This window comes from Pseudomonas sp. 02C 26, from assembly GCF_002843585.1.
GTDB classification, from domain to species: Bacteria; Pseudomonadota; Gammaproteobacteria; order Pseudomonadales; family Pseudomonadaceae; genus Aquipseudomonas; species Aquipseudomonas shirazensis.
The window spans coordinates 4,465,766-4,482,845 of sequence record NZ_CP025262.1 but is presented as its reverse complement, the minus strand read 5'-3'; the positions used below and the strand labels follow the sequence as shown (position 1 = coordinate 4,482,845).

The 17,080-nt window shown below is 56.3% G+C and carries 12 protein-coding genes, 1 other RNA gene and 1 pseudogene; all 14 read right to left on the bottom strand.

The genetic code is table 11. The features are described 5' to 3' along the window. Nucleotides 1–147 precede the first annotated feature (147 nt). A pseudogene (locus CXQ80_RS25065) lies at nt 148–492 on the bottom strand (transposase); the annotation flags it as partial. A gap of 322 nt (nt 493–814) precedes the next feature. After that, nucleotides 815–2,422: a type I restriction-modification system subunit M gene (locus CXQ80_RS20425; RefSeq protein ID WP_101322187.1), complete on the bottom strand. Its 1,608-nt coding sequence runs from the start codon at nt 2,420–2,422 to the stop codon at nt 815–817. Between the two features lie 127 nt (nt 2,423–2,549). Continuing rightward, nucleotides 2,550–3,755 carry an AAA family ATPase gene (locus CXQ80_RS20420; RefSeq protein WP_101322186.1) on the bottom strand — a complete coding sequence of 402 codons (1,206 nt, stop codon included), beginning with the start codon at nt 3,753–3,755 and terminating at the stop codon, nt 2,550–2,552. Then, entirely contained in the window at nt 3,755–5,068 is a 1,314-nt protein-coding gene (locus CXQ80_RS20415; RefSeq protein ID WP_101322185.1) for a restriction endonuclease subunit S, read from the bottom strand. Before CXQ80_RS20415 ends, CXQ80_RS20420 begins: the two co-directional genes overlap by 1 nt. Before the next feature lie 506 nt (nt 5,069–5,574). Continuing rightward, the gene (locus tag CXQ80_RS20410) at nt 5,575–5,850 is read right to left on the bottom strand and encodes a hypothetical protein (RefSeq protein ID WP_101322184.1); all 276 of its coding nucleotides are present in this window, start codon (nt 5,848–5,850) and stop codon (nt 5,575–5,577) included. Further along, nucleotides 5,847–6,827, bottom strand: coding sequence for an integrase domain-containing protein (locus tag CXQ80_RS20405; protein ID WP_101323114.1), 981 nt, complete (start codon nt 6,825–6,827; stop codon nt 5,847–5,849). Before CXQ80_RS20405 ends, CXQ80_RS20410 begins: the two co-directional genes overlap by 4 nt. Nucleotides 6,828–7,774: 947 nt before the next feature. Further along, entirely contained in the window at nt 7,775–9,031 is a 1,257-nt protein-coding gene (locus tag CXQ80_RS20390; protein ID WP_101322182.1) for an integrase domain-containing protein, read from the bottom strand. A 187-nt stretch (nt 9,032–9,218) separates the two neighbouring features. Next, nucleotides 9,219–9,610: a transfer-messenger RNA gene (gene ssrA, locus CXQ80_RS20385) on the bottom strand. Nucleotides 9,611–9,717: 107 nt separating this feature from the next. Further along, nucleotides 9,718–10,011, bottom strand: a complete 294-nt coding sequence (locus CXQ80_RS20380) for a hypothetical protein (RefSeq protein ID WP_101322181.1) — start codon at nt 10,009–10,011, stop codon at nt 9,718–9,720. A 105-nt stretch (nt 10,012–10,116) separates the two neighbouring features. Further along, on the bottom strand, nt 10,117–10,377 hold the full coding sequence (locus CXQ80_RS20375; RefSeq protein ID WP_101322180.1) for a DUF3077 domain-containing protein: 261 nt from the start codon (nt 10,375–10,377) through the stop codon (nt 10,117–10,119). Next, nucleotides 10,374–10,646, bottom strand: a complete 273-nt coding sequence (locus CXQ80_RS20370; protein WP_101322179.1) for a hypothetical protein — start codon at nt 10,644–10,646, stop codon at nt 10,374–10,376. The genes CXQ80_RS20375 and CXQ80_RS20370 overlap by 4 nt, the downstream gene beginning before the upstream one ends. 352 nt (nt 10,647–10,998) lie before the next feature. After that, the gene (locus CXQ80_RS20365) at nt 10,999–13,809 is read right to left on the bottom strand and encodes an FAD-binding and (Fe-S)-binding domain-containing protein (protein WP_101322178.1); all 2,811 of its coding nucleotides are present in this window, start codon (nt 13,807–13,809) and stop codon (nt 10,999–11,001) included. A gap of 75 nt (nt 13,810–13,884) precedes the next feature. Further along, nucleotides 13,885–15,030 (bottom strand): FMN-dependent L-lactate dehydrogenase LldD, encoded by a 1,146-nt coding sequence (gene lldD, locus CXQ80_RS20360; protein WP_101322177.1) that lies wholly within the window; start codon nt 15,028–15,030, stop codon nt 13,885–13,887. Between the two features lie 69 nt (nt 15,031–15,099). Next, complete coding sequence (locus CXQ80_RS20355; protein ID WP_101322176.1) at nt 15,100–16,770, bottom strand: lactate permease LctP family transporter; 1,671 nt, start codon at nt 16,768–16,770, stop codon at nt 15,100–15,102. Between the last annotated feature and the right edge of the window lie 310 nt (nt 16,771–17,080).

Below are 17,080 nucleotides of genomic sequence, written 5' to 3'. Positions count from 1 at the left end.
GGGGGCAGTCCGGCAGGCGACAGTGGAGACGACGTTCGTGACAAGGTGTTGGAGGGGCTTGAGCCGAGAGGAGCGATTTTGCGATCAACTATCTGCGATTGCGTGCAATGGCTGATCGTAAGCGTCCGCCCAACTCTCCTGCGCGAGTCACATCGGCACCCGCTCATGCGGTAGCAATTCACGATCACCTTGGCCCGCTGCGTCGGCAGGGTCAGTACAGCCTTTAAACTGGCATACTTATAGTGTTCATTCTTCCCTGCCTACAAAATCAAGCTCTTGATTGCTGTCGACCGTTTACCGCGGCATAACGGTCTGGCAAAGGATTAGTTGGAGCGTCCCAGTGCCCATGGCCGTCCCTGGTTCTCAACCTGGTTGTTGTCGAATGGCACAGTCTAATCATCGAGGAAGCACTTCACCGCACCCAGCGTATCTGGTTGTAGCCGAGGGCTCGGCCGTGGCTGATCCGTTAGACATCAGGTCGCGTTGGGCTACGAATCTTGTCTTTGATCGACTTTACCTACTTACGCGAGCTAGAATCTGGGCTAAGTAATATTGCGTAGGTCATTAGCTGGATGGAGTTAGAACCTGACAGCCTTCCGGCCTCCGCCAGAGAGCTTTATGCGTGGTGTGCACCACGCATTGGAAATGCCTGCCGCAGGCATCCTCGGTAAAATATTACGATTAGTTATTCATAAAACTGCACGCCTCAATTACCGTAGCGAATTGCTACGCCCTTTTTTGCAAGGTTGAGGTCTTGGGCCACTTGCTTGAAGAGAGGCAGCTCGACGGGACTTATAGCCTGCTATTTTTAAATTCAAGCTAATGGCGGAAGTCCTAGGTCTTTAAGGAAAGCATTATGTTTGTCTCTGGCCGATTTAATGGTTTTTTCCAGGGTTGCTAGTTCGCAACTTACGCTTTGTAAGTCAACCTCGGCTTCGATACTGGCCGTGCTTATATAACGAGAAATGTTAAGGTTATAGCCATTCTCCTTGATTTCCTCCATCGTAACTCTGCGGGCATAGCGGGACTCTTCCCTACGGAACCTATAAGTGTCAATAATTTTGGTTATTTGCTCGTGGGATAGCTGATTCTGTCGCTTGCCTTTAACGAAGCTTTCAGTGGCATCGATAATAAGTACATCATCCGGGCGAGTAGATTTCTTAAGGATCAAAATGCAAACTGGGATGCCTGAAGAATAAAGGAGGTTTGAGGGTAGCCCAATTACCGTATCAATGTGGCCATCTTTCAGCAGTTTAGTCCGAATACGCTCCTCGGCACCGCTGCGGAAGAGGACGCCATGGGGCTGAACGATTGCCATCACACCTTCATTTTTTAGATAATGAAGTCCATGCAGCAGAAAAGCAAGATCTGCGGAAGATTTAGGGGGGACTTCATAGTTTTTGAAGCGTATATCTTCGTTTAGGGAATCGGTTGGCTCCCACCTGAGGCTCAAGGGCGGATTAGCAACTACGATATCAAAAGCTGGTTTCTTTCCGGGGTTCATCTCCCGCAGTATGGCCCAGTCATTCGCCAATGTATCGCCATGGTGAATTTGAAACTCAGTGTCATGTAGTCCATGTATTAGCATGTTCATGCGCGCTAAATTATAGGTGGTAAGGGTCTTTTCTTGTCCGTATATAATTCCGGTATGACGTGATTTGACGTGTTTTCGTATATTAAGCAGCAACGAGCCAGAGCCGCAGGCAAAGTCCATCACACTTCCCAAGCTCTGTATTGACCCTCTTTTGGGGTCCTGGCTGTCGAGTGTAACAATGGAAGAAAGGATGTCGGAAATATGCTGTGGTGTATAGAACTCACCAGCTTTCTTACCTGAAGCTGCGGCAAACTGCCCTATCAAGTACTCATACACATCACCAAATGTATCGATGTCAGTGGAGAACTCAGCTAGTGCTTCAGAAATTTTCTGAATGAGGATAGATAGTTTATTATTACGTTCAGCGTAAGTGCGGCCTAGTTTTTCAGAGTCGAGGTTGATTGCTGTAAATAGGCCTTGGAATGTGTGCTCAAAAGATTCAAGCTCAATGCATTGGAAGGCACCTTGCAGTGTGCTGAGAAGTTCGATTTTTTGAGTTCGAGCCATGTTCGCAATGTTGCTCCATATGTATTGCGGGTGCAACACATAATGGATTTTCTTGCGCATGTGGTTTTCGAATTCGGTAATACCTTCCGGGTTGTTGGCGTACCAAAGCGTAAGTGGTGCGCAAAAGTCTTTATCTTCGACTTTTGGGTGATCCTCGCCAAGCTCTATCTTCGCTGCATTTTCATAATTGTCTGACAAGTAACGCAGGAGAAAGAGTGAAAGTATGTAATCTCGGAAGTCGTCTGCGTTCATTAGTCCGCGAAGTTGGTCGGCAATGCTCCAGAGGCTCTTGCCAAGCATTGTTTTATTTGATTCTGTCATTTTTCACCTCCTGGTAGGTAGGGTATCAGGGTTTCTCGATGAAAGGGGAGCGAAAGGTGTGATTTTGAGTGCTTGGCTATAGTGAGACTCAGAACAAAAAAAGGGATTTGGTAGACATTCGAGACGATCATGTTGCAGGGCCTGTTGCTAGTGACTTCGGGAATAGTGCTGTGTTGAACGGGTGGAGATTAATATATGTGCTAAGAATATCTCGGAACATTCTTTTCTCAGAGCGACTCAGAGCCTCGGGTTCAAAGACGGAGTACTTTGAATGGCTGCGGATATTTAAGAAGCGGACATATAAATTTTTATTTGGGTTGCCATCAAAGCAAGTAGATATATGCTGTCGGCCGAAAAATATAGCCGTTTTCTCTAAGATGCTTCGAAGAGAGTTGAAATGGTGCTGCGAAATGTTGCCTGACTTTGCTGCAGCCTGCAATTCTAGCAATGATGCTACATGATTCAGGAATGGAGACTCTCCTGTGTCTTGGAGCGTGTAGCTTTGGGACTTATTGGGACGGTTCAGGATATAAGATTTTTTCCTGATATCCTCATTTCGAGAGGATTTCTCATTTTTCCCTTTAAGTTCATTGAAAAGAACATTAAAGAATAGTCCGTGGTGTGTGGATATTATAATTTTTATATTGCTTCTGGCTTCTTTTAAAAGGGCGCAAAGTCCGGAGGCAACAGCAATTGTGTTGTGTTCGTCAAGGGATGAAATAGGATCGTCAATGTAAACAAATTTCACCCAATAATATGGGTCTCCTGGTTCGGCTAAGCTGGCCAGTTCAAGTATGGCGAGAAAAAAACACCAAATAAAAATATTTTCTTCCCCACGTGATATTTTTATATCTTCAAGGGTCTCGATTTTGCCTGCGATGATTTCTTCTCGAAAAAAGCTAATCTCTGCATCGTCGTAGTTTATTGTGAAATCAAAGTCAGTATGGCGGTGTAAGTGGGGGCGAATTCGACTTTCAATGCCAATGCCATCAAGCCCATTAAAGAACTGAGAGTGGGATTTGAATTTTATTCTTCTTTCTCTATCCTCGTCGAAATCGTTATCCCAGTCAAAAAGGTCTTCAGTGAAAGCGTTGAAGTATAGGGTGTCTCTCTTGTCCTCTTTTTTTCCAAGATCTTTAAATTCCATGGATAAACGAGTCTTGCCTACGCCGTTGTGAGCAAAAAGCAGAACAAAGTCGTTTCCTTTTATTGGTGCGGGTGCTTTTCGTGCGCCTGCTTTTTTTCTTCCTCGAACTCCTGTCAAATCCTTGCGCAACTTTCTGGCCAGCGATTTCAGAGATCTGAAGTTTGATTGTGCTAACGGTTTATTCATTAATTTGCCTCATCCGACCACGGGAAAAGCTTTTGTAAAAGCGCCGCCTTATGTTTTTTCATAGATTCAAGCTTTTGTGTGTTCGAAATGATTAAATTGTCGAGTGAGTCTAGGCAGCCTGCAATGCATATTTGTTCGGGCAACGATGGGAGTGTAATGCTCTGTTTATTCAATTCCCTTAGCGATATCCTAGTCTGTCCGAGGCCGATAGAGTTGCTTTGTGCGTAATCTGATAAGAAATGTCGACAAAAATGAAATGCAAAATTTGCATAAAGTAAATCGGTTATGATTTCCAACTTGGCTAGATGGTGGCTGAGAATAGATTTCTCATAACTTTTGCTAATTTTGGTGATCTTTATTTCTTCATCACGTATTGGTCGATAGAGCGCAAAGGCAATGTCATTAGCGTGTAGTAGTAATTCAGGATGCTTGTCTGCGTAGGTCATAGGAAGGTGAAAGGAATCATCGCTCCAACTTAATGAGCTATATCCAATATTTTTGGATTGTATTAATCTAATTCCCTCGGATGAGTACTCAGATGGCTTGAACTCTTTTCCTGAAATTACCTTCATTACACTGATGAATGGGAGTTTTTTCCATTCGCCGGTATTCTGGAATTTTGGAAAGCGTAACCGAGGCTTGGATTCACCTTTGCGTGGAAATAGCTGCAGGGTCAGACCGATCTTATGGACTCTGAGCACCTTTATTTTCTGAGATTGAGCCGAAATTAGGCTTTCCAATGACTTCAGGCAGTCCGCGATTTTTTTCTGTTCCGATTCGCACGGGCGCCATATGTTTAAGGCGAAAAATTTATTGGCTGGAATTTTAAGTTGCCCCTCCCCAGCACCTCTGCTTGCAAGTCTAGTAAGTTGAGTTTTGTGCGCGCCTGATTCAAAATACCCCTCCCAAAAGTTTGGGTGTTCATTTGCATGAAAGCGGAAGCACTTGTAAGCTGAAGGGACTAATCCGACAGAGTGATTGGATAATCTTTTTATAGTGCCTGAGAAAGGCAGTCTTGTGTTTCTGTCGATGTAAATAAAGTCATCGCGAATAACTTTAATATAGCGTTCGGAGTATTTATTTGCCTCATTGCCTTCCAGTATTTCACTTTGAAGCACTATGCTGTTATCAGAAGAGAGACTCAGGGTGTTATTCTTCTCGCCAGAACTAGCTTTGTCTAAAACAGGGTCGGCAATCATCCTGAGCTCTGTCTTTTTCCACCCCTTCGAATTCCTAAACTCAGGAAATCGTAATTTCGGAGTACGTATAGTTTTGGCTTTTTCGTTGCCGTTCGTTGTATTTGGTTTACTCATTCGCGCTGAGTCCTGAAATTTCGCGACCTTGTGCGACCTGCGTGAGACGAGGTGGCGATTCTCTCATCTGGGTGCCTACTACCTGAGGCGGATCAGACGAGACCTGTAGTAAAACATGACTCTGGAAAATTTCCACGTACCTATTGAAAAAGAACGCTGCTGATTAGGCCTGCTGTGCAGAAAATCACCCTAAACTAACCGCTTAGGGTAGCCCACTCCGTTCGTGCGCCCTTTACGCGTAACTGAAAGCATCTTGGATGCATTCGTGAGCTAAGGATGGTCATTTTACCCACTGGCCAACCCATTCGTTCTTGGAGGTCTGCAACCAGAGCTTGTATGTTTGGATCCGTCATTGAAAGCGGCATCAATTTACCAAGGATGAAGTGGTACGTGTGCAGATGGGTATTGAGCTAAAGCAACCGCCTGCTTTGCCGGTTCTTTCTTCCATGGCTGAGTGTAATGGGTCGATTGCTTGACGTTTAGGGCTCGCAAAAGCTCTATCCACGCTAAAGATTGAACTCCCATGTTTTTTTCAAGCGGCGAGCGAGCAGACGCGCGCTCAGCAAAAAGTAATACCGCGTCGCTTCACTGTGCTGATCTAAGCGATGCTCCAGAAACCAAGCCACGTGCTTTCTCTGCCAAGCCCAAGGTGTTTCTCGTTGCCAGCGCTTCGCGATTCCAGCCTGCATGATCGTTGCCTGGCGCAAATGCCGTTTCCGCGTTGCCTGCGACCCGGTCAGAATGCCCGTCAAGAACAGTTCCATATCGAAAGGTTTACTCATGATCGCCCTCCAATGTACGCGGCGATCACGTCGATCCGACCGTGTCCCAGTTCATAGCTGATTTGCCACCGGGCCTCACGATCAAGGTTCCGATCTACCTGGCAACATTGGCCGCTGTTGATAGGCGCGGGGTATTGGGTTATCTGCTCGTAGCGCTCACATGCGTACGCCGCTCGTAGCTCATGGAAGCCTTTGAGGTTGTGCCCATGGAGGATGTCCCGCGCAGGGCGAATGATTTCTTGCAGAACATTCAGATAGCTTTCGTGTGGCGCTATTAGGTTGCGGCTACCTGCAGGCGACACCTGTCGTGCAAACGTAAGTGCACCTCCAACATGGTCATCCACCGCGATCCACCGCGGTGTCGAGGCACCGGTGCGGCCACCCTTGGTGCCATCCTGTATATTAATCCTACCTAGATCGTTAGCTTCACGGATTAGCCGTGGCAGGTCAGCCAATATGGCCTCACGCAAGCGCATGCCGGTGGCTCGCGCCAACAGAAGAATCGCAGCGGCTCGTAGCTGATGATGCCGGCAAAGCGCATCGACGATCTGTTTAACCTGTTCGCGATCTTGTCCCTGCGGCACCGAGTGACGAACCCCGGTGCGCTGCATGCCCAACGCCTTGCTCGGACTTGGCAATTTCACGCACTGATCACCGCGAAGCGCCGCCATGGTCCTGTTAACGCTGGACAGGCGGTTTTGTGCGGTGCTGACGGCGAGCTCGCCGCGGCTAACCAGGTCACGCAGATACGCTGCATAGCCGACCAGCACCTTCCGATCAATCTGCCGCGCATCATTGATGCCAGGCCCCTGTTCGGAGCGGCACCACCTCACGAATGCCAACCATCGATCACTGTGCGCCTTGACCGTGCCGTAGTGGCCACCGCCGAACATGTCTTTCAGCGCTTGCGGACCTGCGTAGCTCAATTGCCTGCCGTAGCCGCAATTGCGGCCATCGCGTCTGCCCACCAATGCCATGTCGGTCACCTCATCTTCCGTTCTCCGACCCTCGCCCCACGTCATCCCGCCAAGAATGCTGAGTGTTATCAGGGATCAAGGCCCCTGCGACCTGTGGGGAATGTCCTCTACGCGGGACTGGCGGCTCCTTACGTCCGGGAGCTAGGGCATCTCATGATCTGGCCTCCTTAACACCGTTGCCGGTGGGCGGGTGGAGGCAGTGCTGGCTGACTAAACCAGCGCCTGAAGATCCTGAGCCGGGTGAACGCAGCAATGCGATGACCGGGGCATGCCTGACTGTCAGTCAGGTGCAGTCCTTTCCCTGGTCTGCGGCACCATCATCTACATGGTTGTTGCTGGTGACATCGGCGTTTGTCACGCCGATTGTCACGAGGGTGAATGCAGCAAAGCCCTGTGCGATGGGGGCTGCAGCAGTGGTAGAAGTGTCCGTCTCTTTCCAGAAGAAAGAGACGGGCACAGGTTGGCGCAATATTCGGCCAAGTGGATAGGTTGCTGCAGGGCAGCGAGGTATGGAGTATCTGGCGCACGAGCGCTATATGTGTAAGAGCATCCATCACATGGGTAGTGACCGGGCGAGCTGCCGAATGCTAATCGCCCTTGGGGAGAACCACCGCGAGAGCGGCGTGGCCTTTAAGGTTCGGGCCGCCTGGGGTGCTGTCATCGACAGCGCTTGCACGGCCAGTTCTACGCCTGTGGATAAACCCGGTCAAGGGTCGAAACTCAGTGCTCTTGGGGACGGTGAAAAGCGTTTATCCATTGGTGGAATTCCATGGTAAATCCCGGACAACGTCGTGGCTTTTAGCTCTTCAAAGTGAGGTCCATCCAAACAGGGCGGCTTTGCAGCCCTGTTTGGATGGACCCGCGCTGACAAGCGGATAAACGAGGCTGCTTTCCCTGAATCTTGAACGCTCAGTTGTTGTCGCTGCTGTTATTGCGCCTATATAGCGCTAGCGGATCGGCACCACGTTCTTGTCTCTGACTTGCCCGTATGCTGAGGCGAGAAGGCTGCCGGTGGCGGCTTTCTGGATGTACTCACTCCACCAAGCCATCATCGGGCGTCGGCGCTCGATGTAGTCGGCTCGGTTGTAGGCGCTGCGTACCTCGTCCTTATCGACGTGCGCCAGTGCGACTTCAATGAGCTCCGGGTCCCAGCCATGTTCATTCAAGATGGTGCTCGCCATCGAGCGCATGCCGTGGCTGACCAACCGATCCTGGAAGCCCATACGTTTCAACGCCATGTTGGCGGTCTGGCTATTGGCGTGGGTGCGTGGATTTCTATCGGCCGGGAAGACGTATTCGCGATGGCCGCTGTGCGTCTTCAGTGACTCCAACAGTGCGACAGCGTGATCACTCAGCGGAATGGTGTGTGGGCGGCGCTTCTTCATCCGCTCTGCTGGGATTGTCCAGACATGCCTTTCAAATTCGATGTCTGCCCAGCGAGTAGTCGCCGCCTCGGCGGGGCGAGTCATCGTGTGCAACTGCCATTCGATCAGGCGGCGGGTGGTGCGTTTGATGCTGGCGTTCGCGATCTCCAGCATGAGCTCGGGGAGTTCTTCGGGCGGAAGCGCAGCCATGTTCTCTTTTTTGGGCTTCTTGAATACTGCCCTGATGCCGGTGAGCGGGTTGGCGAAGATCAGGCCGGAGTTTACGCCGTAGGTCATGATCTCGTTTAGCCGCTGGCTAAGACGCTTGACCGTCTCCAGGCTGCCTTTCGCTTCGATTGGGCGAAGCAATGCGATCACCATCGGCGCGGTGATTTTGGTGAGTGGTGTCGTCTTCAAATCGGGGAACACGTGCAGCGTGAGCGACCGCCAGATGTCCTCGGCGTAGGCAGGGGTGACCGAGTCTTTCTTGAGCTCGAACCAGGCGGTGGCCACGTTCTCGAAGGTGTGTTCCGTTTCTGCGCGCTTGGCTTCATTCAGCGTATTGCGCTGCACCTTCGGATCGATGCCCTGGGCGAGCAGCTCGCGGGCATCGACTGCCATCTTTCGTGCATTCGCCAGTGACAGTTCGGGGTAGGTCCCGAAGCCGATGTTGATGCGCTTTTTGGTCACCGGTTCGCGGTAGTTGAAATTCCACAGCAATGAGCCGTTGCTGCGTACTCGGAGCTGCAAACCGTCACCGTCAGTAAGGACGTAATCCTTGGACGCCGGTTTGACTCCCTTGAGCTGTCGATCGGAGAGGCGGAGGTTTTGAGCAGGCATGAGATTGTCCTCAAGCACTGATTCGGTATTCCAAAGATTAGCACTGGGTGAGCTGGAATACCGCCTGGAATACCCGAATGGCTGGAACTCAAAAACTCTTGAAAGACCGCAAAAGCGCTGGAAGCCTTGTATTTACTGGCTTTCAGGCACAAAAAAAGACGTCCGTGGACGTCTTTGATTGATCATTTGGTGGAGCCGGGGGGATTTGAACCCCCGTCCGCCAGTACTCCGCTGTCGGTACTACATGCGTAGCCATCTCAACTAAGTTAATCCGCAGCCGCCCGAGTGGCAGGGTGCTTTGGACGAGTTGGGTAAGTTTTAGTCGCTTTGCCCCCAACGTGCTACACGACGATCCTGTTCTGTATGACAATCACTTCGGGTTTACAGGCATCCCCTAGTGATTGCTGGAGCCGAAGCTACCAGGAGAGCGGGCTCAGCTGCTTACGCAGCGAGAGCGTAACCCTCGTAGTTTTCGTCATTGGCAACTATAGAAAGTTGCAACAGTGGATTTACGAGTTCTGTTACCAACTCGGCATGCACCTAGAGTTTCGCGACCGGCGTCGAATCCTAATCGGCCCCAACTCAGCTCTAGAGCTGAGCGTGCTTTTCAGCACGCAAGGCGGAGTATACGCCTTTATGCGGACGACGTCGACTGCGGGTGCCGTCGTCCGTTTGCCGCGTGTTGCTTAGGTCCCGCTGCCGCCAGCGGTGCCGCTGCCTTTGTCGGTTTTTTCAAGGCGCTGGAGCACTTTGCTGGTGATGGTGATGCATTCTTTGGTGTCGCCGCTGGCCTGGGCGGCCTTGGCTTTGTCGACGTGCTCGGTCAGGGTTTTGTCGAGGCCTTCGGAGGTGGCGCCGGCTGTGGCCATGCTGTCGTCGATTTTCTGCAGGTTGATCGCGCAGAGGTCGTCGGCAGCAAACGCTGGCGAGGCCAGCAGTGTGGCAGCCGCGAAGAGAGCGGAAAGCGCAGTACCTTTCATGGGTGTCTCCTTCTGGAAGGCCTCTGGAAGGCGGGCCTGTAAAGATGGACTGCGCGGTTTCCGCGAGGGTTCAATGCAAATGCTGGCCTGCTGACATGGCTGTCGTTATTGGATCGCGTCGCGTAGGGCTTTGCCACTTTCTATGTCGGTGCCGAGTGCCCGAGCTAGAGCGCTCAGGTAGCGGGCGGCTTCGAGGGCGACGGGGTCGTCGTTTCTGTCGGCTTGCTGGGTGAGGTGGCGGACCATGCTCAACAGCGCGGACAGCTCCTGGAAGGCTCGCTCGACGTGAACGCCGGGCTTGATGCGGTAGAGGTCGTGGCAGGTTTCGGTGCCGACGGTGGTCCAGCTGTCGAGGTCGTGGGTCATTGCGGCGCTCCTGCTTCTGCGGTCGCTCGGCGCATCACGTGTTCGACCAGGGCGCGGGCGGTTTCGGCGGCGTGGGCGGCGTTGCTGAGCATGTTCAGGCCGGGCTCGCCGGCGTGATGGCGGCAGTGCTCGTCGATGGTTTCGATCACACCGCGTAACAATTCGCTGGAGTGGGCGAGGGCGTCAGGCGTTGGAAGGTCGGTATGAAGCGAGAAGAATGGATTGTTGAGCATTCTGAAGCGGGGTGGATCGGGGACTAACTTTTTCATGATGTAACTCCCGGGCATTTACAGGAGCTACCTCCAGCATCCCTCTCACAGGACAAGGGTGGCAGCCGTACGCGGGGTGAGAGACCGGGCCCAGGATCATACCGGCCAGGCAGAAGCCTGCCCACGCACAGCTGCCATAGCAGCGCTGCGGGATTCCGGACACAGGGCTCTCACACCCAAATCGCCTAAAAGACGACCGGAGGAAATTAGCCCTGATGGCCAAGATCAACAACAGCGAAACGGCGTTAGCGCTCGTAGGATAATTCCCAAGAGCCCCGGTTTAGAAGCATTTGGTTTCAGGTTCGGAAATGTCCTACGGAAAACCCGCAACCAGACACCGCCAAACCTAAATTCAGATCACCCGCGCCCGAGTCACCCGATCCACCAGATAAACCAACCCGTGATAGTCGATCCCGCTGTTGCTCGACAGCCCGATTTCACACGTGCGGCTGGTCGAAATCCCCTCGCTGCAGTACTGCACCGCATCCTTCAAACTGCGCAGCGCATGGCTGTTCAGCTCCGGCGTGGTAAAGCCCTTGTCGCCGGCAAACCCACAGCAATGAATCCCCTCGGGGATCACCACCTCCTTGCTGCAACGCCGCGCCAGGTCAATCAGCGCCTGGCTTTCACCGAGGTGCTGGGTGCTGCAGGTGACGTGCACGGCCACCGGCTCTTCCTGCGGAGTGAACTCCAGCCGGTCGACCAGGAAGGTGCGAATGAAGCGCACCGGGTCGTACAGGTCGAGCCGCGTTTCGCCCAGGTCCTGCACCAGGCGCAAGGTGCACGGGCTGGTGTCGCAGTACACCGGATCGAGGCCGCCGCGGGTGGCCAACAGCAGGGCGTTGATCAGCTCCTGGCGTTTGTGTTCGGCCTGCTCGGCGTAACCTTTTGACGCAAATGGCTGGCCGCAGCAGAGGCTGTCGGCGTTTTCCGGGAATACCACCTGGTAACCGGCTTTTTCCAGCAGGCGTTGGGTTTTGTCCAGCAGCGAGCTTTGTTCGCGGTCGGCGTAGGCCGGGCCCATCACCCGCGACACGCAGGCAGCGAGGTACACCACGCGGGGGCGGGCGTCGTTGCTGGCCGGGCCGAAGTCGATGGCGCGCAGCGGCTGCGGCATGGCGCTGGTCCACTGCGGCAGGCGGCCGTTGCTGGCTTTACTTAATGAGGCGCTGAGACGTGCGAGGCGGGGGGCACCGAGCAGTTTGCGGGCGCCGTTGGCGGCGGCGAGGGTGAAGCGGGCGCCGCGCAGGGCGGCCTGGAAGTGGTCGGCCAGCCAGTCGGCGGTTTTGCCGTGGTCGGCGGCTTGGCCACGCAGCTTTTTCACCAGCTCGCCGGTGTTGATGCCGACCGGGCAGCGCTGGGCGCACAGGCCGGTGGCGGCGCAGGTGTCGATGCCCTGGTACTGGAAGTCGCGCAGCAGCTCGCGCACGTCTTCGCCGGCGCGCTTTTTCGCCTGGATGTCGCGCCACATGACGATGCGCTGGCGGGGGCTGAGGGTCAGGCCTTTGGACGGGCACACCGGTTCGCAGAAACCGCACTCGATGCACTTGTCGACGATTTCATCGGCGGCGGGCAGCGGTTTGAGGTTTTTCAGGTGGATGTCCGGATCTTCGCTGAGCACCACGTCGGGATTGAGGATGCCGTTGGGGTCGAGCAGGCGCTTGAGTTGCCACATCAGTTGGTAGGCGTCTTTGCCCCATTCCAGCTCGACGAAGGGCGCCATGTTGCGGCCGGTGCCGTGCTCGGCCTTGAGCGAGCCGCCGAATTCGACGGCGACCAGTTGCGCGACGTCGTCCATGAAGGCCTGGTAGCGGGCGACTTCGGCGGCGTTGTTGAAGCCTTGGGTGAAGACGAAGTGCAGGTTGCCTTCCAGGGCGTGGCCGAAAATGATCGCCTCGGCGTAGCCGTGTTTGTCGAACAGCTGGATCAGGCGGTTAACGCCTTCGGCCAGGACTTCGACGGGGAAGGTGACGTCTTCGATGATTACTGTAGTACCGGTCTGACGCACGGCGCCGACGGCGGGGAAGGTGTCTTTGCGGATTTTCCACAGCAGGTTGTACACGGTCGGGTCTTCGCTGAAGTCGACCTTCTGCTCCAGCGGGAACTCGGCAATCGACGCCATGATCAGCCCGAGTTGCTCGTGCAGCAGCGTCTGGCTGGCGGCGCGGGATTCGATCAGCAGGGCGCAGGCGTTGTCCGACAGGGCGCGGACCCACACCGGCATGCCGGGTTTATCTTGGACCGAGCGCAGGCTGCGGCGGTCGAGCAGTTCGACGGCGGACACCGGCTGGCTCTTGAGCACGGTCACGGCCTTGCAGCAGCTTTCTACGGTGGGGAAGACGATCAGCGCCGAGGCTTTGTGCGGGTGGTCGAGCACGGTGTCGTAGGTCACGGCGCTGATAAAGCCGAGGGTGCCTTCGGAGCCGACCAGCAGGTGTTGGAGAATGTCGAGCGGCTGGTCGTAGTCGATCAGGGCATTGAGCGACAGGCCGGTGGTGTTTTTCAGGCGGTACTTGTGGCGGATTCGCGCAGCCAGTTCAGTATTGGCGCGGGTCTCCTGGCCGAGTCGGGCCAGCTCGGCTAGCAATGTAGCGTGGCTTTGCTCAAAGGCGGCGACGCTGGCCGGGTCTTCACTGTCGAGGCGGGTGCCGTCGGCCAGCACCAGGCGCAGGCCGGCGAGGGTGTGGTAGGTGTTTTGCGCGGTGCCGCAGCACATGCCGCTGGCGTTGTTGGCGACGATGCCGCCGATCTTGCAGGCGTTGATCGAGGCCGGGTCGGGGCCGATCTTGCGCCCGAACGGGGCTAGCCAGGCGTTGGCTTGGGCGCCGATGACGCCGGGTTGCAGGCGGATCTGCTCGCCGTGGCGGCGGATTTCCTTGCCGTTCCAGCTGTCGCCGAGCACGATCAACACCGAGTCGCTGAGAGCCTGGCCAGACAGGCTGGTGCCGGCGGCGCGGAAGGTCACCGGCACGCGTTCGCGCTGGGCCAGTTGCAGCAGGCCGACCACTTCGTCTTCCGATTCGACGCGCACTACCAGCTGGGGGATCAGCCGGTAAAAGCTGGCGTCGGTGCCAAAGGCCAGGGTCGAGGTCGGGTCGCTGAAGCGGCGGTTGGCGGGGATCAGGCGCTCGGCATCTCTGAGGAACGCGGCAGGCAGGCTCATGCAATCTCCTCGCGGGGCCGTCGCATCTGTGGCGCAACGTGCCCCGGGCAATCAGGCGGTGTGGGGTAGGGCGCGTCAGGCGCCCAGTTCGCGGACCAGCGAGTCGCGGCTGATTTCGCTGATCGACTTGGCGCCGGTCAGCACCATGGCCACGCGCATTTCTTTTTCGAACAGGGCCAGCAGGTTTTTCACCCCGGCTTCGCCGTGGGTGGCCAGCGCCCAGAGGAAGGCGCGGCCGATCAGCACGCTGTCGGCGCCGAGGGCGATCATGCGCACCACGTCGAGGCCGCTGCGGATGCCGGAGTCGGCGAGGATCTTGATGTCGCCTTTGACCGCATCGGCAATCGCCGGCAGCGCGCGGGCGCTGGAGAGCACGCCGTCGAGCTGGCGGCCGCCGTGGTTGGAGACGACGATGCCGTCGGCGCCGAACTTGACCGCATCACGGGCGTCGTCCGGGTCGAGGATGCCTTTGATGATCATCGGGCCGTCCCAGAATTCGCGGATCCACTCGAGGTCCTTCCACGAGATCGACGGGTCGAAGTTGTTGCCCAGCCAGCCTATATAGTCGGCCAGGCCGGTGGGGTTGCCGCGGTAGGTGGAGATGTTGCCCAGGTCGTGCGGGCGGCCCATCACGCCGACGTCCCAGGCCCACTGTGGGTGAGTCATGGCTTGCAGCACGCGGCGCATCGGGCCGTTGGCGCCGCTCATGCCGGAGTGGGCATCGCGGTAGCGCGCGCCGGGGACGGGCATGTCGACGGTGAAGATCAGGGTTTTAACGCCGGCGGCCTTGGCGCGCTCAAGGGCGTTACGCATGAAGCCGCGGTCTTTCAACACATACAGCTGGAACCACATCGGCCGGTCGATCGCCGGGGCGACTTCTTCGATCGGGCACACCGACACGGTCGACATGGTGAAGGGGATGCCGTGCGCGGCGGCGGCGCGGGCGGCCTGCACTTCGCCGCGGCGGGCGTACATGCCGGTCAGGCCGACCGGGGCGAGGGCGACCGGCATGCTCAGGGTTTCGCCGAACAGCTGCGTCTGCAGGTTGAGTTCGGACATGTTGTTGAGCACGCGTTGGCGCAGGGCGATGCTGGCCAGGTCGTCGACGTTGCGGCGCAGGGTGTATTCGGCGTAGGCGCCACCGTCGGCGTAGTGGAACAGGAACGGTGGCAGCTTGCGCTGGGCCGCGACGCGGTAATCGGTGGAGGCAGAAATGATCATGGATGCTCGCTGCAAAGGTGGTGAGGGGTGGCTGCCGGGCGCAGTCGAGTGCGCCCGGCCCCTGTCACTTTAGTGGTGAACCAGCATGCCGGTGAGCCAGTAGGCTTGCACCAGGGTGATCACGCCGACGATGGTGGCGAAGAACAGGCTGTGCTTGACGGTGAAGCGGAACAGGTCCGATTCCTTGCCAACCAGGCCGGTCGCGGCGCAGGCCACGGCAATCGATTGTGGCGAGATCATCTTGCCGGTCACGCCGCCGCTGGTGTTGGCCGCCACCAGCAGGGTGTCGCTGACGCCGATCTGGTGTGCGGTGGTGGCTTGCAGCGAGCTGAACAGGGCGTTGGACGAGGTGTCCGAGCCGGTCAGGAACACGCCCAGCCAACCGAGGAACGGCGAGAAGAACGGGAACGCCGCGCCAGTGCCGGCCAGGACCAGGGCCATGGTCGAGGACATGCCGGAGTAGTTGGTGACGAAGGCGAACGCCAGCACCATGCCAATCGACAGGATTGGCCAGCGCAGCTCCCACAGCACTTCTTTGAAAGTGGTAATACCAGTTTTGAAGTTGATCTTCAGGACCCACATCGAGATCAGTGCCGAGAGGAAGATCGCGGTGCCGGTGGCGGAGACCGGGTCGAGCTTGAACACCGCTGGCATGGCGGTGGGGGCTGCAACGATCGGCGCGGTCTTGATTACCAGCTGGTCGAGGTGCGGGATGGCGAAGTTGAAGACGAAGTTGTACATCGCGCCGCCGGGGGCGAACGCGGCCTTGAATGGCTTCAGGGTCCAGATCGTTACCAGCACAGTGAGGATCAGGAACGGCGACCACGCCTTGAAGATTTCACCGAAACTGTACGGGGTTGGCTGGCTGCCGCTGGACTGCACCACGGCGGCGCCGACGCTGCCCTGGGCCACGGCCATCGAGCGTTTTGGCTGCCAGACTTTGAGGAACAGGGTCAGCGAGATCAGGCTGGCCAGCGCCGAGGTGATGTCGGGCAGTTCTGGGCCAATGTAGTTGGAGGTGAAGTACTGGGTCACGGCGAAGCTCAGGCCGGCGACCAGGGCGGCAGGCCAGGTTTCTTTGACGCCGCGCAGGCCGTCCATCATGAACACCAGCCAGAACGGCACGAACAGCGACAGCAGCGGCAGTTGGCGGCCGGTCATGGCGCCGATGTGGAAGGCGTCGATGCCGGTCACCTGGCCGGCGACGATGATCGGGATGCCGAGCGCGCCGAAGGCGACTGGCGCGGTGTTGGCGATCAGGCACAGGCCGGCGGCGTAGAGGGGGTTGAAGCCCAGGCCGACCAAGAGGGCAGCGGTGATCGCCACCGGTGCGCCGAAGCCGGCGGCACCTTCAAGGAAGGCGCCGAAGCAGAAGCCGATCAGCAGCACTTGCAGGCGTTGGTCGTCGGTGATCGACAGCACCGAGCTGCGGATCACTTCGAACTGGCCGCTCTTGACCGTCAGTTTGTACAGGAACACCGCGGCAACGATGATCCAGGCGATTGGCCACAGGCCGTAGAGGAAGCCATAGCCGGCAGCTGCCAGGGCCATGTCGACCGGCATGTTGAAGGCAAAGATGGCGACCAGGATCGACAGGCCGAGGGTGATGCTGCCGGCCACGTGGCCTTTGAGGCGGAATACGGCCAGGGCGAGGAAGAAGAATACGATCGGGATCACTGCCGCCAGCGCGGACAGGCCAAGACTGCCCAATGGGCTATAGATTTGTTGCCAGGTTTGCATGATGGGTTGGCCCCTAATTGTTGTTGGTCAGCACTGGCACTGGGTAATTGGTAAGACCAATTTACAATGTGCGGATGCTAGGTTAAAAGCGCAGCTGGGCCTGTGTCAATTTGTCTCGGCTTGTACTTTGGTGGAATGTCGATGAACGGCTTGGGGTTGGGGTGTTTTTGGGCGTTGCGTTTGTCTTGAGGGTGCTGGGGCTGCTTTGCAGCCCTTTCGCGACACAAGGCCGCTCCTACGCCGACCGCGCAACGCCAAGACAGCGCGGTCAACTGTAGGAGCGGCCTTGTGTCGCGAAAGGGGCGCAAAG

Excerpts from the sequence above, each read along its gene's own strand:
- CXQ80_RS20425 (WP_101322187.1), bottom strand. The coding sequence starts at position 2,422 with ATGACAGAATCAAATAAAACAATGCTTGGCAAGAGCCTCTGGAGCATT.
- CXQ80_RS20420 (WP_101322186.1), bottom strand. The coding sequence starts at position 3,755 with ATGAATAAACCGTTAGCACAATCAAACTTCAGATCTCTGAAATCGCTG.
- CXQ80_RS20415 (WP_101322185.1), bottom strand. The coding sequence starts at position 5,068 with ATGAGTAAACCAAATACAACGAACGGCAACGAAAAAGCCAAAACTATA.
- CXQ80_RS20410 (WP_101322184.1), bottom strand. The coding sequence starts at position 5,850 with ATGAGTAAACCTTTCGATATGGAACTGTTCTTGACGGGCATTCTGACC.
- CXQ80_RS20405 (WP_101323114.1), bottom strand. The coding sequence starts at position 6,827 with ATGGCATTGGTGGGCAGACGCGATGGCCGCAATTGCGGCTACGGCAGG.
- CXQ80_RS20390 (WP_101322182.1), bottom strand. The coding sequence starts at position 9,031 with ATGCCTGCTCAAAACCTCCGCCTCTCCGATCGACAGCTCAAGGGAGTC.
- CXQ80_RS20380 (WP_101322181.1), bottom strand. The coding sequence starts at position 10,011 with ATGAAAGGTACTGCGCTTTCCGCTCTCTTCGCGGCTGCCACACTGCTG.
- CXQ80_RS20375 (WP_101322180.1), bottom strand. The coding sequence starts at position 10,377 with ATGACCCACGACCTCGACAGCTGGACCACCGTCGGCACCGAAACCTGC.
- CXQ80_RS20370 (WP_101322179.1), bottom strand. The coding sequence starts at position 10,646 with ATGAAAAAGTTAGTCCCCGATCCACCCCGCTTCAGAATGCTCAACAAT.
- CXQ80_RS20365 (WP_101322178.1), bottom strand. The coding sequence starts at position 13,809 with ATGAGCCTGCCTGCCGCGTTCCTCAGAGATGCCGAGCGCCTGATCCCC.
- lldD (WP_101322177.1), bottom strand. The coding sequence starts at position 15,030 with ATGATCATTTCTGCCTCCACCGATTACCGCGTCGCGGCCCAGCGCAAG.
- CXQ80_RS20355 (WP_101322176.1), bottom strand. The coding sequence starts at position 16,770 with ATGCAAACCTGGCAACAAATCTATAGCCCATTGGGCAGTCTTGGCCTG.